The organism is Paenibacillus thailandensis (assembly GCF_042685365.1).
Taxonomy (GTDB): Bacteria; Bacillota; Bacilli; order Paenibacillales; family Paenibacillaceae; genus Paenibacillus_AP; species Paenibacillus_AP thailandensis.
The window spans coordinates 98,708-120,837 of record NZ_JBHUMY010000043.1; the positions used below are offsets into that span (position 1 = coordinate 98,708).

17 protein-coding genes and 1 pseudogene are annotated in these 22,130 nt (G+C 56.1%); 10 read left to right on the forward strand and 8 right to left on the reverse strand.

All coding sequences use genetic code 11. The features are described 5' to 3' along the window. Nucleotides 1–44 precede the first annotated feature (44 nt). The gene (locus tag ACFSW5_RS24715; protein WP_379279497.1) at nt 45–1,358 is read right to left on the reverse strand and encodes a dicarboxylate/amino acid:cation symporter; all 1,314 of its coding nucleotides are present in this window, start codon (nt 1,356–1,358) and stop codon (nt 45–47) included. Between the two features lie 79 nt (nt 1,359–1,437). After that, nucleotides 1,438–2,483 (reverse strand): annotated as a pseudogene (locus tag ACFSW5_RS24720) (DctP family TRAP transporter solute-binding subunit). A 138-nt stretch (nt 2,484–2,621) separates the two neighbouring features. Between ACFSW5_RS24720 and ACFSW5_RS24725 the strand changes: the two are divergent. From ACFSW5_RS24725 to ACFSW5_RS24735, 3 genes are all read left to right on the forward strand, one after another. Beyond that, nucleotides 2,622–4,232 (forward strand): ATP-binding protein, encoded by a 1,611-nt coding sequence (locus ACFSW5_RS24725; protein ID WP_379279499.1) that lies wholly within the window; start codon nt 2,622–2,624, stop codon nt 4,230–4,232. Continuing rightward, entirely contained in the window at nt 4,216–4,971 is a 756-nt protein-coding gene (locus ACFSW5_RS24730; RefSeq protein WP_379279502.1) for a response regulator, read from the forward strand. The genes ACFSW5_RS24725 and ACFSW5_RS24730 overlap by 17 nt, the downstream gene beginning before the upstream one ends. 89 nt (nt 4,972–5,060) lie before the next feature. Next, nucleotides 5,061–6,476, forward strand: a complete 1,416-nt coding sequence (locus tag ACFSW5_RS24735) for an NAD-dependent malic enzyme (protein ID WP_379279504.1) — start codon at nt 5,061–5,063, stop codon at nt 6,474–6,476. A gap of 77 nt (nt 6,477–6,553) precedes the next feature. On the opposite strand, the gene ACFSW5_RS24740 is transcribed toward ACFSW5_RS24735, so the two are convergent. Continuing rightward, entirely contained in the window at nt 6,554–7,114 is a 561-nt protein-coding gene (locus ACFSW5_RS24740; RefSeq protein WP_379279507.1) for a DUF420 domain-containing protein, read from the reverse strand. A gap of 361 nt (nt 7,115–7,475) precedes the next feature. Between ACFSW5_RS24740 and ACFSW5_RS24745 the strand changes: the two genes are divergently transcribed. After that, nucleotides 7,476–8,720 (forward strand): copper amine oxidase N-terminal domain-containing protein, encoded by a 1,245-nt coding sequence (locus tag ACFSW5_RS24745; protein ID WP_379279509.1) that lies wholly within the window; start codon nt 7,476–7,478, stop codon nt 8,718–8,720. Nucleotides 8,721–8,871: 151 nt separating this feature from the next. Here the strand turns inward: ACFSW5_RS24745 and ACFSW5_RS24750 are convergent, their stop codons facing one another. Then, nucleotides 8,872–10,542 (reverse strand): glutamine--tRNA ligase/YqeY domain fusion protein, encoded by a 1,671-nt coding sequence (locus ACFSW5_RS24750; RefSeq protein WP_379279512.1) that lies wholly within the window; start codon nt 10,540–10,542, stop codon nt 8,872–8,874. Between the two features lie 313 nt (nt 10,543–10,855). Here ACFSW5_RS24750 and ACFSW5_RS24755 point away from each other — a divergent pair, with 313 nt between their 5' ends. Then, nucleotides 10,856–11,770, forward strand: coding sequence for an ArsR/SmtB family transcription factor (locus ACFSW5_RS24755; protein WP_379279514.1), 915 nt, complete (start codon nt 10,856–10,858; stop codon nt 11,768–11,770). Nucleotides 11,771–11,953: 183 nt separating this feature from the next. Here ACFSW5_RS24755 and ACFSW5_RS24760 read toward each other — a convergent pair whose 3' ends face one another. Further along, nucleotides 11,954–13,636, reverse strand: a complete 1,683-nt coding sequence (locus tag ACFSW5_RS24760) for an outer membrane protein assembly factor BamB family protein (RefSeq protein ID WP_379279517.1) — start codon at nt 13,634–13,636, stop codon at nt 11,954–11,956. 341 nt (nt 13,637–13,977) lie between these two features. Here ACFSW5_RS24760 and ACFSW5_RS24765 point away from each other — a divergent pair, with 341 nt between their 5' ends. From ACFSW5_RS24765 to ACFSW5_RS24775, 3 genes are all read left to right on the forward strand, one after another. Beyond that, nucleotides 13,978–15,447, forward strand: coding sequence for an aminotransferase-like domain-containing protein (locus tag ACFSW5_RS24765; protein ID WP_379279520.1), 1,470 nt, complete (start codon nt 13,978–13,980; stop codon nt 15,445–15,447). A gap of 148 nt (nt 15,448–15,595) precedes the next feature. Next, nucleotides 15,596–16,528 (forward strand): D-alanine--D-alanine ligase, encoded by a 933-nt coding sequence (locus ACFSW5_RS24770; RefSeq protein WP_379279523.1) that lies wholly within the window; start codon nt 15,596–15,598, stop codon nt 16,526–16,528. A 121-nt stretch (nt 16,529–16,649) separates the two neighbouring features. Beyond that, the gene (locus ACFSW5_RS24775; protein WP_379279525.1) at nt 16,650–17,834 is read left to right on the forward strand and encodes a pyridoxal phosphate-dependent aminotransferase; all 1,185 of its coding nucleotides are present in this window, start codon (nt 16,650–16,652) and stop codon (nt 17,832–17,834) included. 342 nt (nt 17,835–18,176) lie between these two features. Here ACFSW5_RS24775 and ACFSW5_RS24780 read toward each other — a convergent pair whose 3' ends face one another. From ACFSW5_RS24780 to ACFSW5_RS24790, 3 genes are all read right to left on the reverse strand, one after another. Next, nucleotides 18,177–19,541, reverse strand: coding sequence for a sodium-dependent transporter (locus ACFSW5_RS24780; RefSeq protein WP_379279528.1), 1,365 nt, complete (start codon nt 19,539–19,541; stop codon nt 18,177–18,179). A gap of 388 nt (nt 19,542–19,929) precedes the next feature. Beyond that, complete coding sequence (locus ACFSW5_RS24785; RefSeq protein ID WP_379279530.1) at nt 19,930–20,388, reverse strand: MarR family winged helix-turn-helix transcriptional regulator; 459 nt, start codon at nt 20,386–20,388, stop codon at nt 19,930–19,932. A 118-nt stretch (nt 20,389–20,506) separates the two neighbouring features. Next, entirely contained in the window at nt 20,507–20,998 is a 492-nt protein-coding gene (locus ACFSW5_RS24790) for a CcdC family protein (protein ID WP_379279534.1), read from the reverse strand. Nucleotides 20,999–21,201: 203 nt separating this feature from the next. Here ACFSW5_RS24790 and ACFSW5_RS24795 point away from each other — a divergent pair, with 203 nt between their 5' ends. Both ACFSW5_RS24795 and ACFSW5_RS24800 read left to right on the forward strand, forming a co-directional pair. After that, nucleotides 21,202–21,669 carry a DUF523 domain-containing protein gene (locus ACFSW5_RS24795; protein WP_379279536.1) on the forward strand — a complete coding sequence of 156 codons (468 nt, stop codon included), beginning with the start codon at nt 21,202–21,204 and terminating at the stop codon, nt 21,667–21,669. A 37-nt stretch (nt 21,670–21,706) separates the two neighbouring features. Then, on the forward strand, nt 21,707–22,066 hold the full coding sequence (locus ACFSW5_RS24800) for a hypothetical protein (RefSeq protein ID WP_379279537.1): 360 nt from the start codon (nt 21,707–21,709) through the stop codon (nt 22,064–22,066). Nucleotides 22,067–22,130 lie beyond the last annotated feature (64 nt).

Consider the following 22,130-nt stretch of genomic DNA (forward strand, 5'->3'; position numbering starts at 1 on the left):
AAACGGCCGCTTCCCCCAAAAGGGAAACGGCCGTTTCAAGTTCTCTATCCGTTTGCTTCCACCGCATGTTTGCCAAGGGCGGTCTGGTCCGTATGCGTTCCTTCCGCTCCTTGGTTACCTTCAGCCCCTGCTTCGCGTCCTTGCGGCGCGAATTCGCCTTCCATCTTGGCGACGACGACGGTAGCGACGCCGTTGCCGATCAAGTTCGTGATGGCGCGCGCTTCCGACATAAAGCGGTCTACGCCAAGCAGGAGCGCCATGCCGGCCACGGGAATCGACGGAAACGCCGACAACGTGGCGGCTAGCGTAATGAAGCCGGAACCGGTCACCCCGGCAGCCCCTTTCGACGTGAGCATGAGCACGCCGAGCAACGTCAGCTGCTGCCAAATAGTCATGTCCACCCCCGCCGCTTGCGCTACGAACATGGCGGCCATCGACAGGTAGATGGAGGTGCCGTCCAGGTTGAACGAATATCCGGTCGGAACGACCAAGCCGACGACCGGCTTCGAGCAGCCGTACTTCTCCAGCTTATCCATCATCCGCGGCAGCGCCGATTCCGAGGAGGAGGTGCCGAGGACGAGCAAAATTTCTTCTTTAATGTAACGGATAAACGAAACGATGCTGAATCCGTAAAATTTCGCAATCGCTCCTAACACGACAAAGATGAACAGCGCCATCGTAATGTAAACGGAGCCCATCAGCTTGCCGAGTGAGAACAGCGATCCGATGCCGAATTTGCCGATTGTATACGACATGGCTCCAAACGCCGCGATCGGGGAAACTTTCATGATAATATTCACAATGCCGAAAAACGCTTGCGTCAATTTATCGAACAAATCGATTACCGGTTTGGCGTTTTTCCCCATCGCCGTTAAAGAGACACCGAACAACACCGCAAAGACGAGAACCGGCAGCAATTCTCCAGAAGCCATCGCCGCGACGACATTGTCCGGCACGATGCCTACGAGAAAGTCCACGATTCCGTGGCTCGATTCTTCGGCCGCCTCCGTATATTGCGACACATCCCCTTGCGCGCTGTTCATATCGATCCCGGCGCCCGGTTTTACCAGGTTCACCACGATCAGCCCGATCGCAAGCGCGACGGTGGTAACGATTTCAAAGTAAAGCAGCGCTTTCCCGCCGATCCGGCCGACCTTCTTCATATCGCCCATGCCGGCGATGCCGTTGACGACGGTGAAGAAAACGATCGGAGCGATCACCATTTTGATGAGCTTGATAAATACGTCGCCCAACACTTTCAACTTTTCCCCGGTTGTTGGGAAGAAGTGCCCGACTAAGATGCCAAGGATAATAGCGATAACGACCTGTACGGTCAAATTGCGAAAATTGATTTTCAAGGGGTCACCCTCGCTTTCGTAAAGGTAGGTGTAGCCTTTAAGGTGACCCCATTGTAAAAAAGAAACCGCTTCCAAACAATCATTCGGTCATACTGTTCGTTTTGGTCATTTTGGTTTCAAGCGGCTGCCGTTCGTATTTCCCTTGCAGCCGCTCAACTTGCTCGATCAGCCCGCTCCCGATCTCATTCCGGTATCGGTCGTACAGCGGCCTTAATTGCTCCATCCACTTCGCGCGCTCTTCGGCGGACAGCTCGTGAATTTCGATCGCGCCGGAGGCGCGGATTTGCTCGAACTGCCGTTCATTCATCGACTCCGTCTCCCGCTTCATCCACTCGGTCGTCTCCTCCATCGCTTCCGTTACGGCATTGCGCAAATCGTCCGGCAGCTTGTCCCAGAACGGCTTGTTTACGACCACGGCATAGCCCAAATATCCGTGATTGCTGACAGTCATATAGTCCTGCGCCATATAGAGCCGCTTCGTGAATATGTTCGTCATCGTATTCTCTTGCCCGTCCACGACGCCGTTTTGCAGGCTGGAGTACAATTCATTGAACGGGATATTGACCGTCTCCGCCCCGAGCGCGGCGAATTGGCCCGAAAGCACGTCGCTCGGCAAAATCCGGAACGTCTGGCCGCGAAAGTCTTCCGGCCGGACAAGCGGATTGCGGTTGCTCGTCATCTGCTTAAAGCCGTTGCTCCAAAAAGCGATACCTTGCATCCCGTGACGTCCGAGCGTCTCAAACAGCGCTTCGCCGATCGTCCCGCCGAGCGCCTCGTCGATCGCCGCCTGGTTCGCGAAAGCAAACGGAAGGTCCATAACAAGCCAAGCCGGATCGATATTCGACATATTCGAAAACGACGGAGCGATCATTGAATATCGCCCCGCTTCAGCGCCTCCGCTTCCGTGTTCTCGGAATAAAGCATCCCGTTCGGAAACACTTGCACTTCCACGCGGTCGTCCGTTTTTTCTTTCACAAGCCGGGCGAAATGCGCGGCGGCCAACCCTTTCGGCGTATTCTCGGCGACGACGTGGCTGAATTTAATGACCACCCGATCTTTGAGTCCCGTTTGTTCGCCGTCAAACGGCAAAGCAGCCGAAAATTTCGGCGGAAAGCCGATCGGCACGGCGACCGCAAGGCCGAACAAAACGAAAAGGGCCGTTGCGTAAATGGTTTTCAAGCGTCCCCCTCCTCATTGCTATTTTACGAGTATTATTTCACAATACTAATAAAAACGTAAACCGAGATGGACGGAGGGGACGGGATGCGGCTTCCACCTATGCCGATTCGCTGGAAAATGACGGTTCTGTCGTTCGGCCTTGTGCTGTTCTCCTTGCTGATCGGCGGCATAATACTGCTCGGCAGCGTCACGCGGCTGAAAGAAGACGAGATCGGCCGCCGCGTCATGCTCACCGCCCGCACAGTGGCGAATTTGCCTACGGTGCAGCAATATATTGCCGCTCCGGATGGATGGAAGCAAATCGCTCCTGTGGCCGACAACATTCGTATGATCCACGGCGTCAGCTACGTCGTCGTGTTGGATATGAACCGTACGCGGCTGTCTCATCCGATATGGTCACGTATCGGACAACCGTTCGACGATGCGGATGCCGATGCGGCGTTTGCGGAGCATACGTACATTTCGAAAGCGGTTGGAGAATCGGGGACGGCCGTCCGGGCGTATATGCCCGTGACAAACGAAGAGCACCAGCAGGTCGGCGTTGTCGTTGTCGGCCAGCTGCTCCCTTCGCTCGGCGCAACGATCGCGGAGCAATGGCGGTTTGCCGCCGTGACGATCCTGCTGTCGTTAGCCTTCGGCATGATGGGCTCCTGGCAATTGGCGCGCCACATTAAACGGCAAATGTTTAATATGGAGCCGCACGAGATCGCGCGCATGTACCGCGAGCGGAACGCCGCTTTCGAAGCGATGCACGAAGGGGTCGTAGCCGTCGATATGAACGAGACGATCACGATCTTCAACGAGCGGGCCAAGCGGATATTCGGCATCGAGGGCGATTGCGTCGGGCGCCCCATTCGCGACGTACTGCCGGATACCCGTCTTCCGGAAGTGCTGGAGAAAGGAGGCCCGATCTACAATCAAGAGATTCGGGTCGGCAATGCGCTCATCTGGAGCAACCGGATTCCGATTCGGGACGGAGAGCAGACGCTGGGGGCGGTCGCCATTTTCCAAGACCGGACGGAGGTCGCCCGCATCGCCGAAGAATTGACGGGTGTGCGGGCGTTCGTCGACGCCCTCCGCGTACAAAATCACGAGCATATGAACAAACTGCATACGATAGCCGGCCTGATCCAGCTCGACAACAAAGAACGAGCGCTCGAGTACGTGTTTGACGTGTCGGAACGGCAAGAGGAGCTTACGCGTTTTTTGCAGGAGCATATTGGCCATGACAGCATCGCAGGACTGCTCCTTAGCAAAGTAAGCCGCGGAAAGGAGCTCGGAATCGAGGTGGAATTGGACCGCAGAAGCGAATTCAAACGGTTTCCGCCGCTTCTTGACCACCACGATTTCGTCGTTATTTTCGGCAATTTGATCGAAAACGCTTTTGACGCCCTGCAGTCGGCGGAACGGGAACGGAAAGAGGTTTATGTCAGCGTCGAACAAGACGACGAAGTGTTGTCCGTCCTCGTGGAAGACAACGGCTGCGGCATGACGGAGGAGACGAAAGCGAAAATGCTGGAGCAAGGCTATTCCACGAAGGGGTCGGATAATCGCGGCGTCGGCTTGCATTTGGTTCATCGCATCGTGCAGAAGGGGAACGGGGAATTGCGCTGCGAATCGTCGCCGGGACAAGGAACCTCGTTTATGATTATTTTTCCAATGGGAGGCGGAACTGACAGTGACAGCGGCGAATAAGCCTACAATTCGGGTCGTATTGATCGAAGACGATCCGATGGTGCAAGAAGTGAACCGCATGTTTATCGAACGGGTAGAGGACTTTCAAGTTATTGCCATTGCCAGAACGGGCGCGGAAGGCATTCGGCTCACGCGGGAGTTGTCGCCCGATCTGGTGTTTCTCGATATTTTCATGCCCGTCCTGGACGGGCTCGAAACGCTCCGGCAGCTGCGATTGGCGGATACGCCCGTCGATGTCATCGCGGTGACGGCCGCGAAAGACCCGGAAACGATTCAGTCGATGATGCGCGGCGGCGTGTTCGATTACATTATCAAGCCGTTCAAATTTGAGAGGGTGCAAGAAACGCTGCAACGTTACCGCCTGCATCGCGAATCTTTCGCGAAGAACGAGCCGTTTACGCAAGCGGAGCTGGATTCCCTCCTCCGTTCGGGGCCGGCCGGATTCCTGCCGCCTCGGTCAGAGAACGGACAAGCGACCCTTGAGGTTGCGCAGCACTTGCTGCCAAAAGGGTTGAACGCGATAACGTTGAAGCAAATTTTTGCGTACATGCTCAAACAGAACCGGCTGCTTTCCGCCGAGGAAGTTGCCGACGGCGTCGGCATCGCCCGCGTAACGGCGCGGAGATACTTGGACTATTTGGAGAAGCAAGGACTCATCGCCCTCGACATCCATTACGGCGGCGTCGGCCGCCCGGTCAACCGTTACAAGCCGACCGCAGACCAAAAGGACCAAAAATAACGAAATGGCCAAAATGTTTACCCTCCCGCTTGTAAGCGATACCATAGTGATTATTGCTGCTAGTATTGTTTAGACGGGAGCGTGAAACTATGGCAACGCCGGCTTTGGCCAGCACGAACATCGTGCTGCGGCTCGAGATCGAAAAAGATAAAATTACATTTGGACAAATCGCGACGGCAATCGGCGACGCCGGAGGCGACATCGTCGCGGTCGATATGAACCGTACGGATAAAACGACGACGGTTCGCGACGTTACGGTCAACATAACGGATACGCTGGCCCGGGAAAAAATCGTAGCCATCCTGCGCTCGCTGGCCGGCGTCAACGTCGTCCAGGTGTCGGATCAAACGTTTCTCGCCCATCTTGGCGGAAAAATCGAGGTCACGCCTAAAATGGCGATCAAAACGCGCGACGATTTGTCGCGGGTATATACGCCGGGCGTCGCGCGGGTGTGCATGGCGATCCATGAGCAGCCGAGCCGCGCGTATTCGCTTACGATCAAGCGCAACACGATTGCGGTCGTGTCGGACGGCTCGGCCGTGCTCGGGCTCGGCAATATCGGTCCCGAAGCGGCAATGCCGGTTATGGAAGGCAAAGCGATGCTGTTCAAACAATTCGCCGGGGTCGACGCGTTCCCGATCTGCTTGGATACGCAGGACACCGAAGAGATTATCCGGACCATCAAGCTGATCGCGCCCGCGTTCGGGGGAATCAACCTGGAGGACATCTCCTCCCCGCGCTGCTTCGAGATCGAACGGCGGCTCATCGAAGAGCTGGACATCCCGGTATTCCACGACGATCAGCACGGCACCGCTGTCGTGCTTCTGGCCGGAATTTATAATTCGCTCAAATTAGTGGACAAAAAGCTCGAAGAATGCAAAATCGTACTGTGCGGAATCGGCGCTGCCGGCATCGCCTGCTCCAAAATATTGCTTGCCGCCGGAGCGCAAAATATTATCGGCGTCGATCGGCAAGGCGCTTTGGTCCGGGGAATGCGTTACGGGCACGATGAATGGAATTGGTACGCGGAAAATACGAACCCGAACATGGAAACGGGTACGCTTGGCGACGTGATCGCGGACGCGGATATTTTTATCGGCGTATCGGGTCCCGGCGTTTTGAAAGTGGAACATATTCAGAAGATGGCCCGCGACCCGATCGTCTTTGCGATGGCGAACCCGACGCCGGAAATTTCGCCCGAGGAAGCCGAAGGATATGTCCGCGTCATGGCGACCGGCCGATCCGATTATCCGAACCAAATCAACAACGTGTTGTGCTTCCCCGGCTTGTTCCGCGGAGTTCTCGACTGCCGGGCGACCCGGATAACCGAGGAGATGAAGCTGGCCGCTGCCCGGGCGATCGCGTCCGTCGTAAGCGAAGAAGAACTGAACGAGTATTATATTATCCCGAGCGTGTTCAACCCTAACGTCGCAGACCGGGTGCGGGACGCCGTCATCGGGGCCGCTTTCGAAAGCGGAGTCGCACGCCGCAAGCCGACCGTGTGACGAGTTGACCGGTAGAAAAAAAGAGGGTGTCCCATCCGTCATCGATGATGACGGCGGACCCCTCTTCTTTCATGTGATCAATAATACGGCGCCATAAAGAGATAGACGACTACACCCGTAAGGCTGACGTACAGCCAGATCGGCATCGTCCAGCGGGCGATGCGTCTATGCTTCGTCAACTGGTTCGTCCAGCCCCATACGACCGTAAACAGCGCCAACGGCACGATAATCGCCGCAAGAACGCTGTGCGAAATAAGGATAAAGAAATAGATCGGCCTAACGATGCCTTCTCCGCCGAACGTGGCCGTCTCCGCGGAAATGTAGTGGAACGTCAAATACGTAATCAGAAACAGCAGCGTAGAGCCGAATGCCGCAAGCACAAACCTTTTATGCAGCGTAACGTTCTTCTTTATAATGGCGATCAGAGCCGCCAGCAGAAAAATAAACGTAAAGCTGTTCAAAACCGCATTGATTCTCGGAAAAATCGTGACGTCGAAATGGACTTCCCCTTCATACCCGATCGGAGAAAAAAACAGCAATAAAATGATGACATTGGCGATAATGGAAACGGTAATGATCAGGCCTGTATAGTTTTTTGTACTGGTCGGCTGAAGCTGATCCGTCTTGTTGTGGTCCATAAAACCGGGAACCTCCTCTTGTCCGTTGCTTTGATTCCATTATATTGGCTATTACCGAGCCATGGCGGCTCGATTGGTGACAACACTTCGAACATTTGTCCCGCTTAAGGAATTGCATTCATAGCCTTTCCATTTTGCGTAAATATGACCCGCGCCTTCCGTTATTGTTCCCGCCGTACGCCTTGCCGCCGTTTCGGTCCGGAGGCCGAACGTCCCTTTTCGCCCTTGTCGAAATTCGACGAAAACCGTTTCGAAAGCATCATTTTCGTCCGCTGCGGAAGGATTTTTTTGGCAGGCGAAGAAGTGACTATTTCTGCCGGCATACCCAATACCAAATAACTAGACGGAGGAATGCATAAACATGATTCGCTCACTAACGGCCGCTGTCGCAGGCGCTCTCTTGATTGCGGGCTCGCTGCCGCTTGGCAGCGGCGAGGCGCTTGCGAATTCCGGATTTGAACAAAGCATTCAAAGCATGTACGACGCTTACGAGGAAAAAGTGACGCAAACGTACGCCGCGGACAAGCAGCGGGTGCAAAAGGAGTTTCAAACGTTTCTGGACGAAAGCGACGAAGATTACCGGCTTCTCCACGATCAGACGAACGCCGATTACGAAAGTCTGCAGCGGATGCTGGACGACGACGGGGAAGAGCTGGAGTCGCGCTACGACTCCGACGATACGCTTCGCAAATATTTGAAGGAAATCGATGGCGATTATTTGAACAGCAGCATGTGGGAATACAAAAAAGCGATTGACGGAGACTACCTGAACAGCGATATGTGGGAGTTCAAAACGGACATCGACGAAGACTATTTGAATTCGCCGATGTGGGAATACGAGAATGCGGTCGATCCCGATTACTTGAACAGCGCCCTCTGGGAATACGAAAACGAAGTGGACCCGGATTATTTGAACAGCGCGCTCTGGGAATTCGAGAACGACACGGACCCGAACTATGCCGGCAGCATCATGAATCGATATAAACGCGGCAAGCTGTCGCAGGCCGAAGCGCAGAAGCTGATCGACGAGGCCAAAGAGCGGACGGACAACGAAATCAGCGCTACGCGCAAAGCGATGCTGGCCAAAATCGAATCGATCCGCGCCAATACGGTGAAAACCGTAACGGAGACCAAAACAAAATCGACGGCAAGCATATTGGATAAGCGAAGCGACGCGGAAGCGACGATCTCGGCCATCCGCAAGCAGTTGACCGGTACGGGCATTTCGTTCCCGGCTCTCGTGCTGGCGACGCGCGAAATAAAGGTGATTATCGACGGCGAAATCCAGTCGTTCGACCAAGCGCCCATCCAGAAGAACGGCACTACGCTCGTGCCGATGCGCGCGATTTTCGAGAAGCTTGGGGCAACAATCGTGTGGAACGCCAAGGACCAATCGGTGACAGCGACAAAAGAAGACACATCCATCTATTTGAAAATCGGCAGCAAAACGGCAAAAGTAAACGGCAGTTCCGTCGCCCTGGCCGTTCCGGCGCAAATCGTCGACGGCTCGACGATGGTGCCGCTGCGCTTTATCGGCGAAGCGCTAGGCGCCGAGGTGAAGTGGGATGCCGGGACGCGAAGCGTCATCATCGCAACGAAAGCTTAGCGCCTGGCAGGCATCGGGCTTCGCAGTGGAAAGCCAAGCTCGTTGCCTGCGGCCGGATTCGGCCACGATATGCAAAAAGCTGTCCAACAAGGCGTAGATGCCTTGGCGGACAGCTTTTTGTTCGTTCTTTAAATAGTCGACCGGTCCGCCCTTAAGCTTTGGACGGATCAAACGAGCTCTTGAGCGAAACGATTCGGTTAAATACGAGCTTCTCCGGCGTCGTATCTTTCGGATCGACGTTAAAGTAGCCGTGGCGGAAAAACTGGAACTTGTCGTGCCCAACCGCACCCTTCATGTTCGGTTCGACAAAGCCGTGCAGCACTTCGAGCGAATTCGGGTTGATGCATTCGAGGAACGGCTTGCCTTCCTCCTCCGCTTCGTCCGTAATGAGCGGCTCGTATTGGCGGAACACCGCCGGAACGGCCTGCGAAGCTTCCACCCAATGGAGCGTTCCCTTCACCTTGCGTCCCGTAAAGCCGGTGCCGCTCTTCGTCTCCGGATCGTACGTGCAGCGCAGCTCGACCACGTTGCCGTCTTCGTCCTTCACAACCTCTTCGCATTTAATGAAATACGCATGCTTCAGACGAACCTCGTTGCCCGGGAACAAGCGGAAGTACTTGCTCGGCGGATTCTCCATAAAGTCGTCCTGCTCGATATAGATTTCGCGGGAGAACGGGATTTGCCGATGTCCCATCTCTTCGTTCTCCGGATTGTTCTCCGCGTCCAGCAGCTCCGTCTGCCCTTCCGGGTAGTTCGTGATGACGACCTTGAGCGGACGAAGCACCGCCATCGTGCGGGGCGCCTTCAGCTTCAAGTCCTCGCGGATAAAATGCTCCAGCATCCGCTCGTCGACAAGGCTGTTGCTCTTCGCCACGCCGATCTCCCGGCAGAAGGCGCGCAGCGCTTCCGGCGTATAGCCTTTGCGGCGCAAGCCGCTGATCGTCGGCATGCGCGGATCGTCCCAGCCGTCCACGACGCCTTCGTCGACAAGCGCCTTCAGCTTGCGCTTGCTCATGACCGTGTTCGTCACGTTGAGACGGGCGAACTCGTATTGATGCGGCGTCGAATCCATCTCGCATTCCGCGATCACCCAATCGTAGAGCGGGCGATGATCCTCGAACTCAAGCGTACAGATGGAATGGGTGACGCCTTCGATCGCGTCGCTCAGCGGATGCGCGTAATCGTACATCGGATAGATGCACCAAGCATCGCCCGTGCGGTGATGATGCGCATGCGCGATGCGGTAGAGCACCGGGTCGCGCAGCGTAATGTTCGGCGAAGCCATATCGATTTTGGCGCGCAGCACCTTCTCCCCGTTCTGGAACTCGCCGGCGCGCATCCGCGCGAACAAATCGAGGTTTTCTTCGACGCTGCGGCCTCTGTACGGGCTTTCCTTGCCCGGCTCGACCAGCGTGCCGCGCGTTTCGCGGATTTGCTCGGCCGTCTGGTCGTCCACGTACGCTTTGCCCTTGCGGATCAGCAGAACGGCGCGGTTGTACATTTCTTCGAAATAATCCGAAGCGAAGCGCAGCTCGTCCCATTCGAAACCAAGCCAGCGAACGTCCTCCTGGATCGATTCGACGTATTCCGTATCTTCCTTGACCGGGTTCGTGTCGTCGAAGCGCAAGTTCGTGCGGCCCTTAAACTCGTCGGCCAGCTCGAAATTCAAGCAGATGGACTTGGCATGTCCGATGTGCAGATAGCCGTTCGGCTCCGGCGGGAAACGCGTAATCACTTCCTGCACGCGGCCGGCCTTCAAATCTTCCACGACAATGTTCCGGATAAAATTCGTCGATGATTGCTTAGTTTCGGTATTTTCCATACGCGATCAATCCTTCCTGACTCGAAGCGTAACTTATATCTCTTTATAATACACAATATTGGCGAAAAAAATAACCCGTCTGCCGCTTGATTCGGCCGTCTCGGGGTTTTGCAGGCTATTTGTCGCATTAAAGAGTTGAAGTTTCCCCGATAGTCTTGTAGACTTTTCAATCATAGAGCTTCAAGCCGAACGATTCTTAAAGTCCTTGTTAAAGGACGAACCGTTATAGATCCATATATTTCGATAAAAGAGGAGGGTACTGCTGCCGGGCAATCGCGGTGTCGATGTCCCTGTAAAGAGCAGCAGCGTTACTATGAACTGGCGCCTGGACATTGCTTATTCCCCTGTCTATGAGCTTCTTGCAAGCCTTCATGCTTACATTAGCCGCAACTCCTACAAGAAGCTCGATCTGACCCCCGCATGGGCGGAGGAGGTCCGCGGCAGGCTGGAGCCTTCCCTTGAAGAGCTGCTGCAATCGATGAAGACGGACGACGAGTGGAAGTCGACTTATTTGCTGGCCATGCTTTGCCCGGCGAAGGATTCGGCCGACGGCTTCCTGGATTGGGCGGGAAGGCTGAACGGAACGTCGCTGAGAGAGCTGTTCGCCGAATACAGCCATCCGTTCCCGGACAATCTGGACGAATATTTGGACCGTACGCTGGCCGTTCTTCAGGATTGGAACGATCAATATTTCCGCCATATCGATCCCGCCGTACACGAGGCGCTGGCGCGCGAAGCGGCCGGCCGGAACGCCGCGATAGAAAGCGTATCGATCGAGGAGACGATCGACGAGACGACCAACGGGCTTTCGTTCCGTCCGATTCCGGGCGTGAACGAGCTGCTGCTCATTCCGCAGTACCATTTTCAGCCGATCAACATTATTTATCATTTCGACAACCGGATTCTTTGCAACTATAACGCAAGGCTTTATTTCGGAGACGAGGACTTGATACCGACGCCGGACCTCCGCCTGCTTCGCAGCCTGGGCGAGAAGAACCGCCTGAAAATATTGCGTTACCTGCAGGGCGGTCCCCGAACGTTCATCGAGATTGTCCGCCATCTGAAGCTTTCGAAGGGCATTACCCACGACCATCTGAACAAGCTGCGCAGCGCCGGCTTGCTGTACGCCCACCTCGAAGGCGAGAACCTGGTCGAATACAGCATCCGGACCAAAAGGCTGTACGATGTGCAGGACAAGCTCATCCGCTATATTATTGAAACGCCTTGATCGGCCGTCGGCGAGACGATCGGCTTTTCTCGGTACGCGAAAACATATAAATTATTATGCGGTAAGCCAAGCCGCCCCAAAAAGGACACTTCTTTTCGGGGCGGTTTTTTTGTATTACCGAATGATACAGCCTTGTTCAACGACCATTCCATCGAAAGCAGGCTGGCCAGAAATGAGCAATAGCTACGCCGCCTTCGTGTCGACGACGACGACTCTTGCGGAAGAGTCCCAATTTACGCCGACGCCGAGCAGCTCCGCAAATTGGCGAACCGGCACATAGACCGTGCCGTTAATATTTTTGCCGTTTGACGCAACCGCCGTTTTCTCTTTATAGGTGACAGTGACCGCCTTGGTCGCCGCATCGTAGCCGACCGTTGCCCCAAGCGCCTCCGCCATGCCGCGAAGCGGCACGTACAAGCTATTGTTAATCATAATAGGCTCCGGCTTAAGCTCTACCGTTACGCCGTCGATCTTAAGCCCCGCATCGGTCCTCGTATAATCGACGCCCGGAACCGCCGAACCGGCATTTATCGGCGCAAGAAGCTGCGCCGGCAGCTTAAAGGCGTAGATCATGCCTTCCGCCCGCGCAAGCAGGACACCGTCTTCCACCAGAAACGGATCGAACTGCTGCTTGCCGGTGTCATACCGGAATACGGCTTGGCCCGTCGTCACGTTCAAAGCATACAGCTCCCCGTCCGTCTGTCCGACGTACATCCCGCTATTATAAAAGTCGAGCCGGCTGACCGGATTATCGATTCCTTCGTAACTGACCTGGTTATGGTCAATGAGCTTCACGGCCGTAATGCCTTGCCGGTCTTCATCTTCGAAGAACAGCTTGTTGTTGTACGGGCCGGCGATCCATTGCCCGGACTGCCGGAACAATTCCGGCTGCTGGACATCGCCTGTCTGGAGCGTATCGTAGCGGTATATGCCGGCCGCCGTTTGGACGAACAGCGATTCGCCGTCCGAAGCGATTTTCGAGGCCGAGCTGCCAAGCGGATCTTCTCCTTCGGCCAAAGGGACATACGAATAAACGGCAATACTTTCCCCGGTGGCGGCGTCCGTCACGTCCAGCTTCAATTGATGAGTATCGAGGTCGCCGGGCGGCCAAGTATCCCGCGAGTAGACCTTTCCTTCATCGATAAGAAGCGGGCTTGAATTGCTGTTAAGCTTCCATGCTTGCTTTCCCGTGTGCTTGTCATACGCATAAACGACATCAACGGTAATCGCTCCCGATTCCGATGCGGATACGAGCAGCAGATCGTCCGTTACGATCAATTGGCCGGCTCCGTACATCGTTTGCTCCTTCCATAGAAGCTTGCCGCTCTTCCGGTCAACGGCAACCAGTCCTCCGAAGGTGAGATGGAGGTACAGTCTCTGATCATCGTAAGCGATCGTTCTGCCATCGTAACCGGATTGCGACGCGGCCCCCGACAAATCCAGCGACCAGACCGCTTTGCCGGTTACGGCATTCACCTTGTACAGCCGGTTCTGGCCGGATAAGACGAACAGCTCTCCGTTATGGTAGGTAACGGGCGATACGAGATTTTGCCCGAATGTCCACACGGCCTTCCCCGTATGGACGTTTACGGCCGCCAGCTTGCCGCCCTTGATGTAATAGGCTTGCTTGCCTCCGGCGGCAACCCGCTCGGGGGCAGAGACGGTCCACTCATCATCGCTCTCCACGCCGATATTCAAGGTCCATAACGGCTTGGCCGCCTGCACTTGATTCAGGTAGGCGGGAGACGAATATCCGTCGTAACTGTCGTTCGGCTGCACGTAAGATGCGGCATCGGCCGTCGGAGACGCCAGAAGCATTACGGCTGCGGACGCTCCCGCAATGATTTGGATCATTTTATGAAGCATAGTTTGATCTCCTTCCTTTATTAGAACTGCTCTGGCATGAAATGCCGCTCGTTCAAGGGCGAACCGGTTTCGCCGAAAAACAAAGCCAATAAAAGCAAAACTGATAAATCTGTTTAAGATAGACGCTGTATGCAGGTGGAAAGTTTCTCCTTGCATTCCATTTCGAAGAACTCCTCGTCTCGCGCTGCACAGGCAGTACGGCCAAGACCGCTGCCGATACGGAACGGGTCAAAGCACGCCCGCATAACGACCACTTGCTGGCCGAAAGAGGCTTATCGTGGTTCTTTTGTTATACTGGTAGGTATGAGATCATGACATTAGCAAGGGAGTGAGCCACCCGGATGTATACGGATTTCAAGCCGGCGAAAGACCGTCCGGCCTACATTCAGGTCAAAGACTATATGAAGCGGTTAATTACGACCGGCGCGCTTCAGGCGGACCAGAAGCTTCCTTCGACCCGGGAGCTCAGCGCCTCCCTTCACGTCAGCCGCAATACCGTTCTGAGCGCTTATGCCGACCTGGAGGAGGAAGGCTACATTTACCCGCTGAAGGGCAAAGGGCATTTCGTCGTTCCGACGGCCGGAGGGCTTGAACAAGGCCGGAACGGGAAAGACGGGAGCCGGGCCTTCAAGACGGACTGGTCCTCCCGGATGAGCGAGTTCGCGCTTACGGCCGAGCGTTACGATCTGATGAAGCACGGCATTCGAGCCGAACGCGGCGTCATTTCGTTTACCAGCATCGCCCCCGACGAGAAGCTGTTCGACCTGCAGAATGTAAAGCGCGCTTTTTTGGACCGGATGGCGATCGAGGGCAACGTGCTGCTGAATTACGGATATGCCAAAGGCTACAAGCCGCTCATCGATTATTTGAAGCAATATATGGAGAACAAAGGCGTCGATATGAAGGGCAAGGACATTCTGATCACGAACGGCTTCACGGAAGGGTTCGGCATCGTGCTGTCTTCCTTGAAGCCCGTGCACGGCCGCATCCTGTGCGAAAATCCGACCCATCATACCGCCATCAAAAATATGAAAATGCACGGCTTTATCCCGACGGGAATCGAGATGGATCCAGACGGCATCAACTTGCGGGAGCTGCGGCGGGCGCTGTCGGAGGGCGCCTTCGACATGGCGTATCTCGTGCCTTCCTACCACAATCCGACCGGCATCGTTATGTCGCATGACAAAAGGCTGGACGCGATCCGGCTGCTGAACGAATACCGGGTGCCGATCATCGAGGACGGCTTTAACGAGGAGCTGCGCTATTCCGGCTCCCACGTCGCGCCCCTTATCGCTTGCGCCGGCAGGGGGGACGGGGTCGTTTATTTGGGCAGCTTCTCCAAAATTTTGTTCCCTGGCCTCCGGGTCGGATGGATCGTCGCGGACGAAGAGCTGATCGGCTACCTGGAAAGCGTCAAGCGCGCCAAGACGATCCATACGTCGACGTTGGACCAGTCGCTGCTGTATCAATATTTGCATAACGGCAATTTCGAAAAATATTTAAAGCGCGCCAAAGCGGAATATAAACGGAAATACGAGCTGGCCATCCGCTGCTGCGAAAAGTGGCTGCCTGCGCGCAGGCTGTCCGGCGACGGCGGGCTGCATCTGTTCGCCGAGTTCGACCCGCCGTTCCGGACGAGAGAGCTGCTTGCCGCATGCGCGGAACGCGGCGTCGTGTTTACGCCGGGCGATATTTTCTACGTCGACGGCGGCGGCCAGCATACGATGCGGCTCGGCTTCTCGCGCGTGTCGGACGACAACATCGAGCGCGGCATCCGCGTCATCGGCGAAACGGCGAAGCAATTGCTGTAGCGCGCTCATATGCTGGGTGCACGGGGCATTAGCCCGGTTTCAAAGAAGTTCAGGCATTCGCAAAAACCAAGCATCGCTTTCGAAGCCAGTTTTGCTCGTAGCGTCTCAGGAAGTAATTTCATTCACAAAACTTTTAGGAGGGTTCATCATGAAAGTAGGAGTCATCATGGGAGGCATGTCCTCGGAAAGGCAAATCTCCCTCCTGACGGGTCAGGAAATGGTCAATAACCTGAACAAGGAAAAATATGAGGTTAAACCGATCGTCATCAACAACAAAATGGATCTTATCGAGCAATCCGCCGGACTCGACATTGCGCTGCTCGCGCTGCACGGCAAATACGGCGAAGACGGCACCGTGCAAGCGACGCTTGACTCGCTCGGCATCCCGTACACCGGCTGCGGCGTCCTGTCCAGCGGCGTATGCATGGATAAAGACATGACCAAGAAGCTGCTTCGGTTCGAGGGCGTGGCCACCGGCGACTGGGCGATGGTCGGCAGCCTGGAGGAGTTGTCCGCTCCCGCCGTCGAGCGGCTCGGTTTCCCGGTCGTCGTGAAGCCGAATCTCGGCGGCTCCAGCATCGGCACCCGCATCGCCCGCACGCCTGCGGAGCTGAAGTCGGCCGTGCAGGAAGCGCTGAAGTGGGACAGCGCCATTATGGTGGAGCAATTTATCGGCGGCGACGAAATTACGTGCCCGATTTTGAACGGCAAGCTGCTTCCGATCGTGGCGATCAAGCCAAGCGGCGAATTTTTCGACTATACGTCCAAATACGAGGACGGAGCGGCCGACGAGAAGGTCGTCGAGCTGCCGCGCGAGCTGCACGATAAAGTCGAGGCGGCGGCGCTCGCGAGCTACAAGGCGCTCAAATGCAGCGTCTACGCCCGCATCGACATGATCGTGAAGGACGGCGTTCCTTATGTGCTGGAAATCAACACGCTGCCGGGCCTGACCCGCAACAGCCTGCTGCCGAAAAGCGCGGCCGCCGCGGGCATCCCGTTCGGCAAGCTGCTGGATTATATCATCGATTATTCGCTTGAAGAAAGGAAAAAGGAAGAGCGGATCCTTTCGACGCAGGCTTAATGGGCTCGGCACATCGAAGAAGCGCGGCTCAGCATCACGAAGCACGCTTCCGCAGCCGGCTTTGGGCTGCGCCGCCCATCCCGGCAGCCGCGCTTCACAAAACGTTAAGGAGTAGATCGGCATGAACACGACGAAGGAATACCTCTCGACGGCAGTACGGGATATGCCGCCTTCCGGCATCCGGCAGTTTTTTAACGCCGCGGAAGCCAGCAAGGACGTCATATCGCTTGGCGTAGGGGAGCCGGATTTTCAATCTCCGAAATGCGCGCGGGAAGCGTGCATCCGGCTGCTGGAGCACGGGAGCACGATGTATACGCCCAACGAAGGGTTGTATGAGCTCAGGGAAGAGATCGCCGGTTATTTGGCGAACGGCTTCGGACTGCATTATGAACCGGCCGGCGAAGTGCTGGTCACGGTCGGCGGCAGCGAAGCGATCGATCTGGCCCTGCGGGCGCTTATCAATCCCGGCGACGAAATCATCGTCCCCGTTCCGGCTTACGTCGCCTACGAGCCGCTTGCCCGGATGGCCGGAGGCAGCATCGTTCACGTGGAGACGGATGAGGAGCATTCCTTCAAGCTGACGGCCGAGGCGCTTAAGAAAGCCATTACGCCGCGCTCCAAAATGCTGATCGTCAACTTCCCGAGCAATCCGACCGGGGCGGTCATGACCTACGAGGACTGGCTCCCGGTGGCAAAGCTTGTCATCGAGCACGATCTCATCGTGTTGTCCGACGAAATGTACGCCGAGCTTACTTACGGTCAAAAACATGCAAGCCCCGCTTCCGTGCCCGGCATGCGGGACCGAACCGTCGTCATCAGCGGTTTCTCCAAAGCGTTCTCCATGACCGGCTGGCGGGTCGGCTATGCCTGCGGAAACCGCGAGCTGATCGGCTCGATGATGAAGGTGCATCAATATACCGCGCTGTGCGCGCCTACGCTCGGCCAGGTTGCGGCCATCGCCTGCCTGCGCCACGGACTCGAGGATATGCAATATATGAAGGAGGAGTTCGGCAGACGCAGACGGATGTTCGTACGGGGGCTGGAGCAGATCGGACTGCCGTGCCGCGAGCCGCAGGGGGCGTTCTACGCCTTCCCTTCGGTCGCCGGCACGGGACTTGCCTCGCAAACGTTCGCCGAACGGCTGCTCCGCGAAGCGAAAGTCGCGGCCGTCCCCGGCCATGTGTTCGGCCCCGGCGGCGAAGGCTTCATCCGCTGCTCGTACGCCGCCTCCGCCGCCAAGCTGACGGAAGCGCTCGAGCGGATCGACCGCTGGCTGCGCGCCAATCCGCTCGAGCCCGCCATTTAGCTGCAGCGCGTAAAGCGGCGTGCCGTTCACGGCGCGGCTGGCGCGCCATGACGCGCTGCACGATGAGCAGCACGGCTGCGCGGCGCCGCATGACCGCCGCATCGTACTCGCCGCGTCATGCGTCGCCGATTCGGCGTCATGCCGCTCCGCTCGTCGCGCCATGCGCTGCGGCGCCGCCCCTAGCCATGGCGATGGCGGCGTGCTGTGCCGCAAGTGCGGCCTGGCCCGCTCGCCATGACGAGCTCTCTCGCCGCCGCGCCGACCATACGGCGGCAAGGGCAGCGCCAATAAGCAAACGAGCCCGTTCGGAACAATCCGAACGGGCTCGTTTTATAAAGATACTCAATAGAAAAGTTCCAGAAGGCCGCTTGTATACAGGAACACGGCGAGCACCAGAACCGGCGCCACGTAACGGACCATGAAGATCCAAAGCTTGAACCAGGCAGCGGTCAGACCCGCTTCTTCGCCCGCTTGCTGCCACACATAACCGACGAAGATCGTTACGATAAAGCCGCCGACCGGCAAAATAATATTGGAAGCGATAAAATCCATCCAATCGAAAAACGCTTTGCCGCCAAAGGTCAGCCAGTCGTATTGGCCGATCGACAACGCGGACGGCACCCCGATGAGGAAGCATAGCGTACCGACGACAACGGTCGTCAGCTTGCGCCCCCAGCCCAGCTTCTCCTGGATATAGGCAACCGGCACCTCCAGCAAGGAAACGGTCGAAGTAAGCGCCGCAAACGTCAGCATCATGAAAAACAAGCCGCCGAACAGCCAGCCGGCCGGCATCGCTTCAAACGCGGCGGGGAGCGCGATAAAGACAAGACTTGGTCCTTGGCCCGGCTCGATGCCAAACGAGAACGTGATCGGGAAAATAATCAATCCCGCCATCAGCGCATAAAGAAGATCGCCCCCGCCGATCGCAAGTGTTGCCGTTCCCAGCGACTGCCGCTTATCCACGTACGCGCCGTAAGTGATCATGGTACCCATGCCGAGCGACAGCGAGAAGAAAGCATGTCCAAGCGCAACGAGCACGGATTCGCCCGTCAGCTTGCTGAAATCGGGTCTTAAAAAGAAAGAAACGCCTTCCGCCGCTCCATCCATCGTTAAAGCCCGAATCATCAGCAGCACGAGCAGAACGACAAGCGCCGGAAGAAAAATTTTGTTGAATTTTTCGATGCCGGACGATACGCCTTTGTAAATGACGAACGCGGTTAGAAACATGGCGACGAACTGCCATAACACCGGAAGCCAGCTCGCGTTAAAGCCGGCGAACTGTCCCGCGAAATCCGAATTGGAAAACAGCTCGCCGCTGAACGACAAGATCATATAATGCATGGCCCATCCGGCCACAACCCCGTAAAACGACAAAATAAAAAACGAACCCGCTATGGAAATAACGCCAAAGCCGCCCCATGCCTTCTTGCCGCTTAGCCGTACAAGCGAGCTGGCCGCGCTTCCGCGTCCTCCCCGGCCGATGACCAGTTCCCCGAGCAGGATCGGTAAACCTACTAGAAGCAAACATATAATAAAAAGAAGGAAAAATGCCGCTCCTCCGTACATGCCGGTAATGTAGGGGAATTTCCACAGATTGCCCAGCCCGACCGCGCTGCCGATCGCCGCCAGAATAAAGCCGCCCCGCGAGAAATTGTCCCCGGATGATGCTTGGTCTTGCTTGGCGGGCTCGTGATGACGATTGTTCATGATGTGCCCAGACGTCCTTTCTTCTGTAAATATCTAAGTTAGTATAAGCAATATTGTAACAAATCATGTTGAACACTGGCTACATCGACTTTGAAAAAATGTTCAATTCCCATAAAGAAGCAATTGTTTGATGACGTTCTCCATCTGTCTTATGTACCGGGCGAGGCGCGTGAAGTTTTCGAAGAACTTCGAGGATGCTAGTCCGAGTTTTAGGGGTAGTTTTTATCGCCAATCAAAAAGCGAGTTTCGAGTTCGAAAACTTATACTTTTGCGGTCAAAAAAAAGCCGCCAATAGGCGGCTTCTTAAGCATATAAGTCGGCATAGCGAGGCATCAACGCCGACCTTGCGGGCTTCCCCCGCCGCAGATCGGCTCGCCTCTCGAACGCCTCACCCGCGCTCCTCTTCCTGCAATCGGGAATGGATCGTTCTGGTCAGCGTTTGCAGCGTCTTCCGCAGCTCTTCGAGCTGTTCGGGGGCAAGCCCCGTGCGGCAAAACAGCTCATAAGGCAAATCAAGCGCCTGCTCCCGCAGAGCTTTGCCTTGTCCGGTCAAGCGGACAAGCACGCTGCGTTCGTCTTTCGCGTCGCGCTCCCGGACGATCAGGCCGGCCGCTTCAAGCTTTTTGAGCAGCGGCGTAAGCGTCCCCGAATCGAGATATAACCGTTCGCCCAGCGTCTTGACCGGCACATTGTCTTCTTCCCACAGCGCCAGCATCGTAATGTATTGCGTATACGTAAGGCCCATCTTATCCAGAAAAGGCCGATATACCTTCGTCACTTCCCGCGAGCAGGCGTACAGCGAGAAGCATACTTGCCGGTCCAGCTGGAGTTGCTCGGAACGTTCCATGGCATGCCTCCGGAAATTCATTTTAGGAAATTCAATTGCATGCAATTTATGTTAAAATAGCACGCTTGCCCGCTCTTTGTCAAACCGGCAATCGTGACTAGGGCGGGCGAAAGCCCGCCTAGCCGGCGGCGGGGTGTTTTTTGTCCAGCTTCATGTAACTGAACAGCATTGCGACCCGCCACGAAAGAATCATCCCGAAAGCGAGCAGAAAAAACAGGCCCGCCGATTGCGGGACGCTGACATATTCTTCGACCAACGGATGAAGCGCCAGCCGGACGAGCAGCAAGCCCGCGATAATATAGGCGAACACTTTCGAGCGCCGGACGTAAATGGCATCCCCTACCCGCTCCAGCTTCGTCGTGAGTATAAGCGGAAGCGAGAAGACGGCAAGCCCCAGCACAAACGCGGTCAGCGCCCAGCTCCACGGAACGCGGGTGAACGGAAAGACGAACATAAGCGCGCCCGTGGACATGCCGAGCGGCGGGATGATGATTTTGCGCAACGACGTAGGCCTTCTTGTTCCTCTAACCCTTAAAAAGATGATCGCCGAGCCGAGAACCAAAGTGCCCGCGATGGAAAGAATCTGTAACAAGCCGTCAGACAATTGCATAGCTGCCTATCCCCATTTCAGTTCTAATAAGATTATCGTACTGCAAAATGAAATCGGCCGCAAATTGCCGGCTGCGCCGCTTCCGCGCGGCACGGACGGCTGCCGGCAAGGTCCTGTAGTCCGTTGTTTTATGGACGTGCTTGTTATATGCTTGTTAGGTCTGCATCATATATGGATGAACGACCGGAAATGGGAGGAATACGATGATTATCGTCAGCTCCTGCCTGGCAGGATTCGAAGTCCGATACAACGGCTCTCACCGGCTCGACCGCACGGTGCGCAAGCTGCTTGAAGAAGGGAAAGCGGCGGCCGTTTGTCCCGAATTGATGGGGGGCTTGCCGACGCCGCGGGAGGCGGCCGAAATCGTCGGCGGAGGCGGCGAGGATGTGCTGGACGGAACGGCGAAGGTGATGGACCGCTTGGGGAACGATGTTACGGAGCTTTACGTCAAAGGCGCCTATGAAGCGCTGGAGACGGCGCGGCGTCTGAACGCCACGCTGATCGTCCTGAAGGAGGACAGTCCTTCGTGCGGCAGCGCGTCCGTCTATGACGGGACGTTCAGCGGCCGGAAGGTCGACGGGGGCGGCGTCACGACGGCGCTGCTGCGCCGCAACGGCTTCAAGGTCATATCCGAGCGGGAGCTTCCGGCGCACCTCGCCGAGCTGGCGTAGGCCGCCTGGCGCTCGCCGCGGCGGCGTCGGGGCGAGCATGGCGCGCCGCCGGCGGCGTTCATTCCGCGATTCATGGGAGGCGACAATTATAAAAGTCATAGTCGGCATTTTTAAACAGGAAGGCTTCGATTTCCCGGAAGTGAAACGGGCCATTCAAGCAGATTTGGCCTTGATGGGCTGCTCGGCCGCGAATTTTCGATTGACCGAAGAAAAAAGCCGGATCGCGGACATCATTCATACCATTGTCGGCAAGACCTTGTATCAATTATCCTACGACGTATCGGGAAACGAGAACGAAAAAATTATCCACGAAAGTCTATATATCGTTTGCAATTATAAAATGAAAACATTCCGGATCCACGGGATCCGGGACTCCGAATATTTCAAGCAGATGTAAAGCCGCGCCGCTGCAGGGCGGCTTCTTCCGCTTGCAAAATATTCCGCTATTCAACCTGAAGATG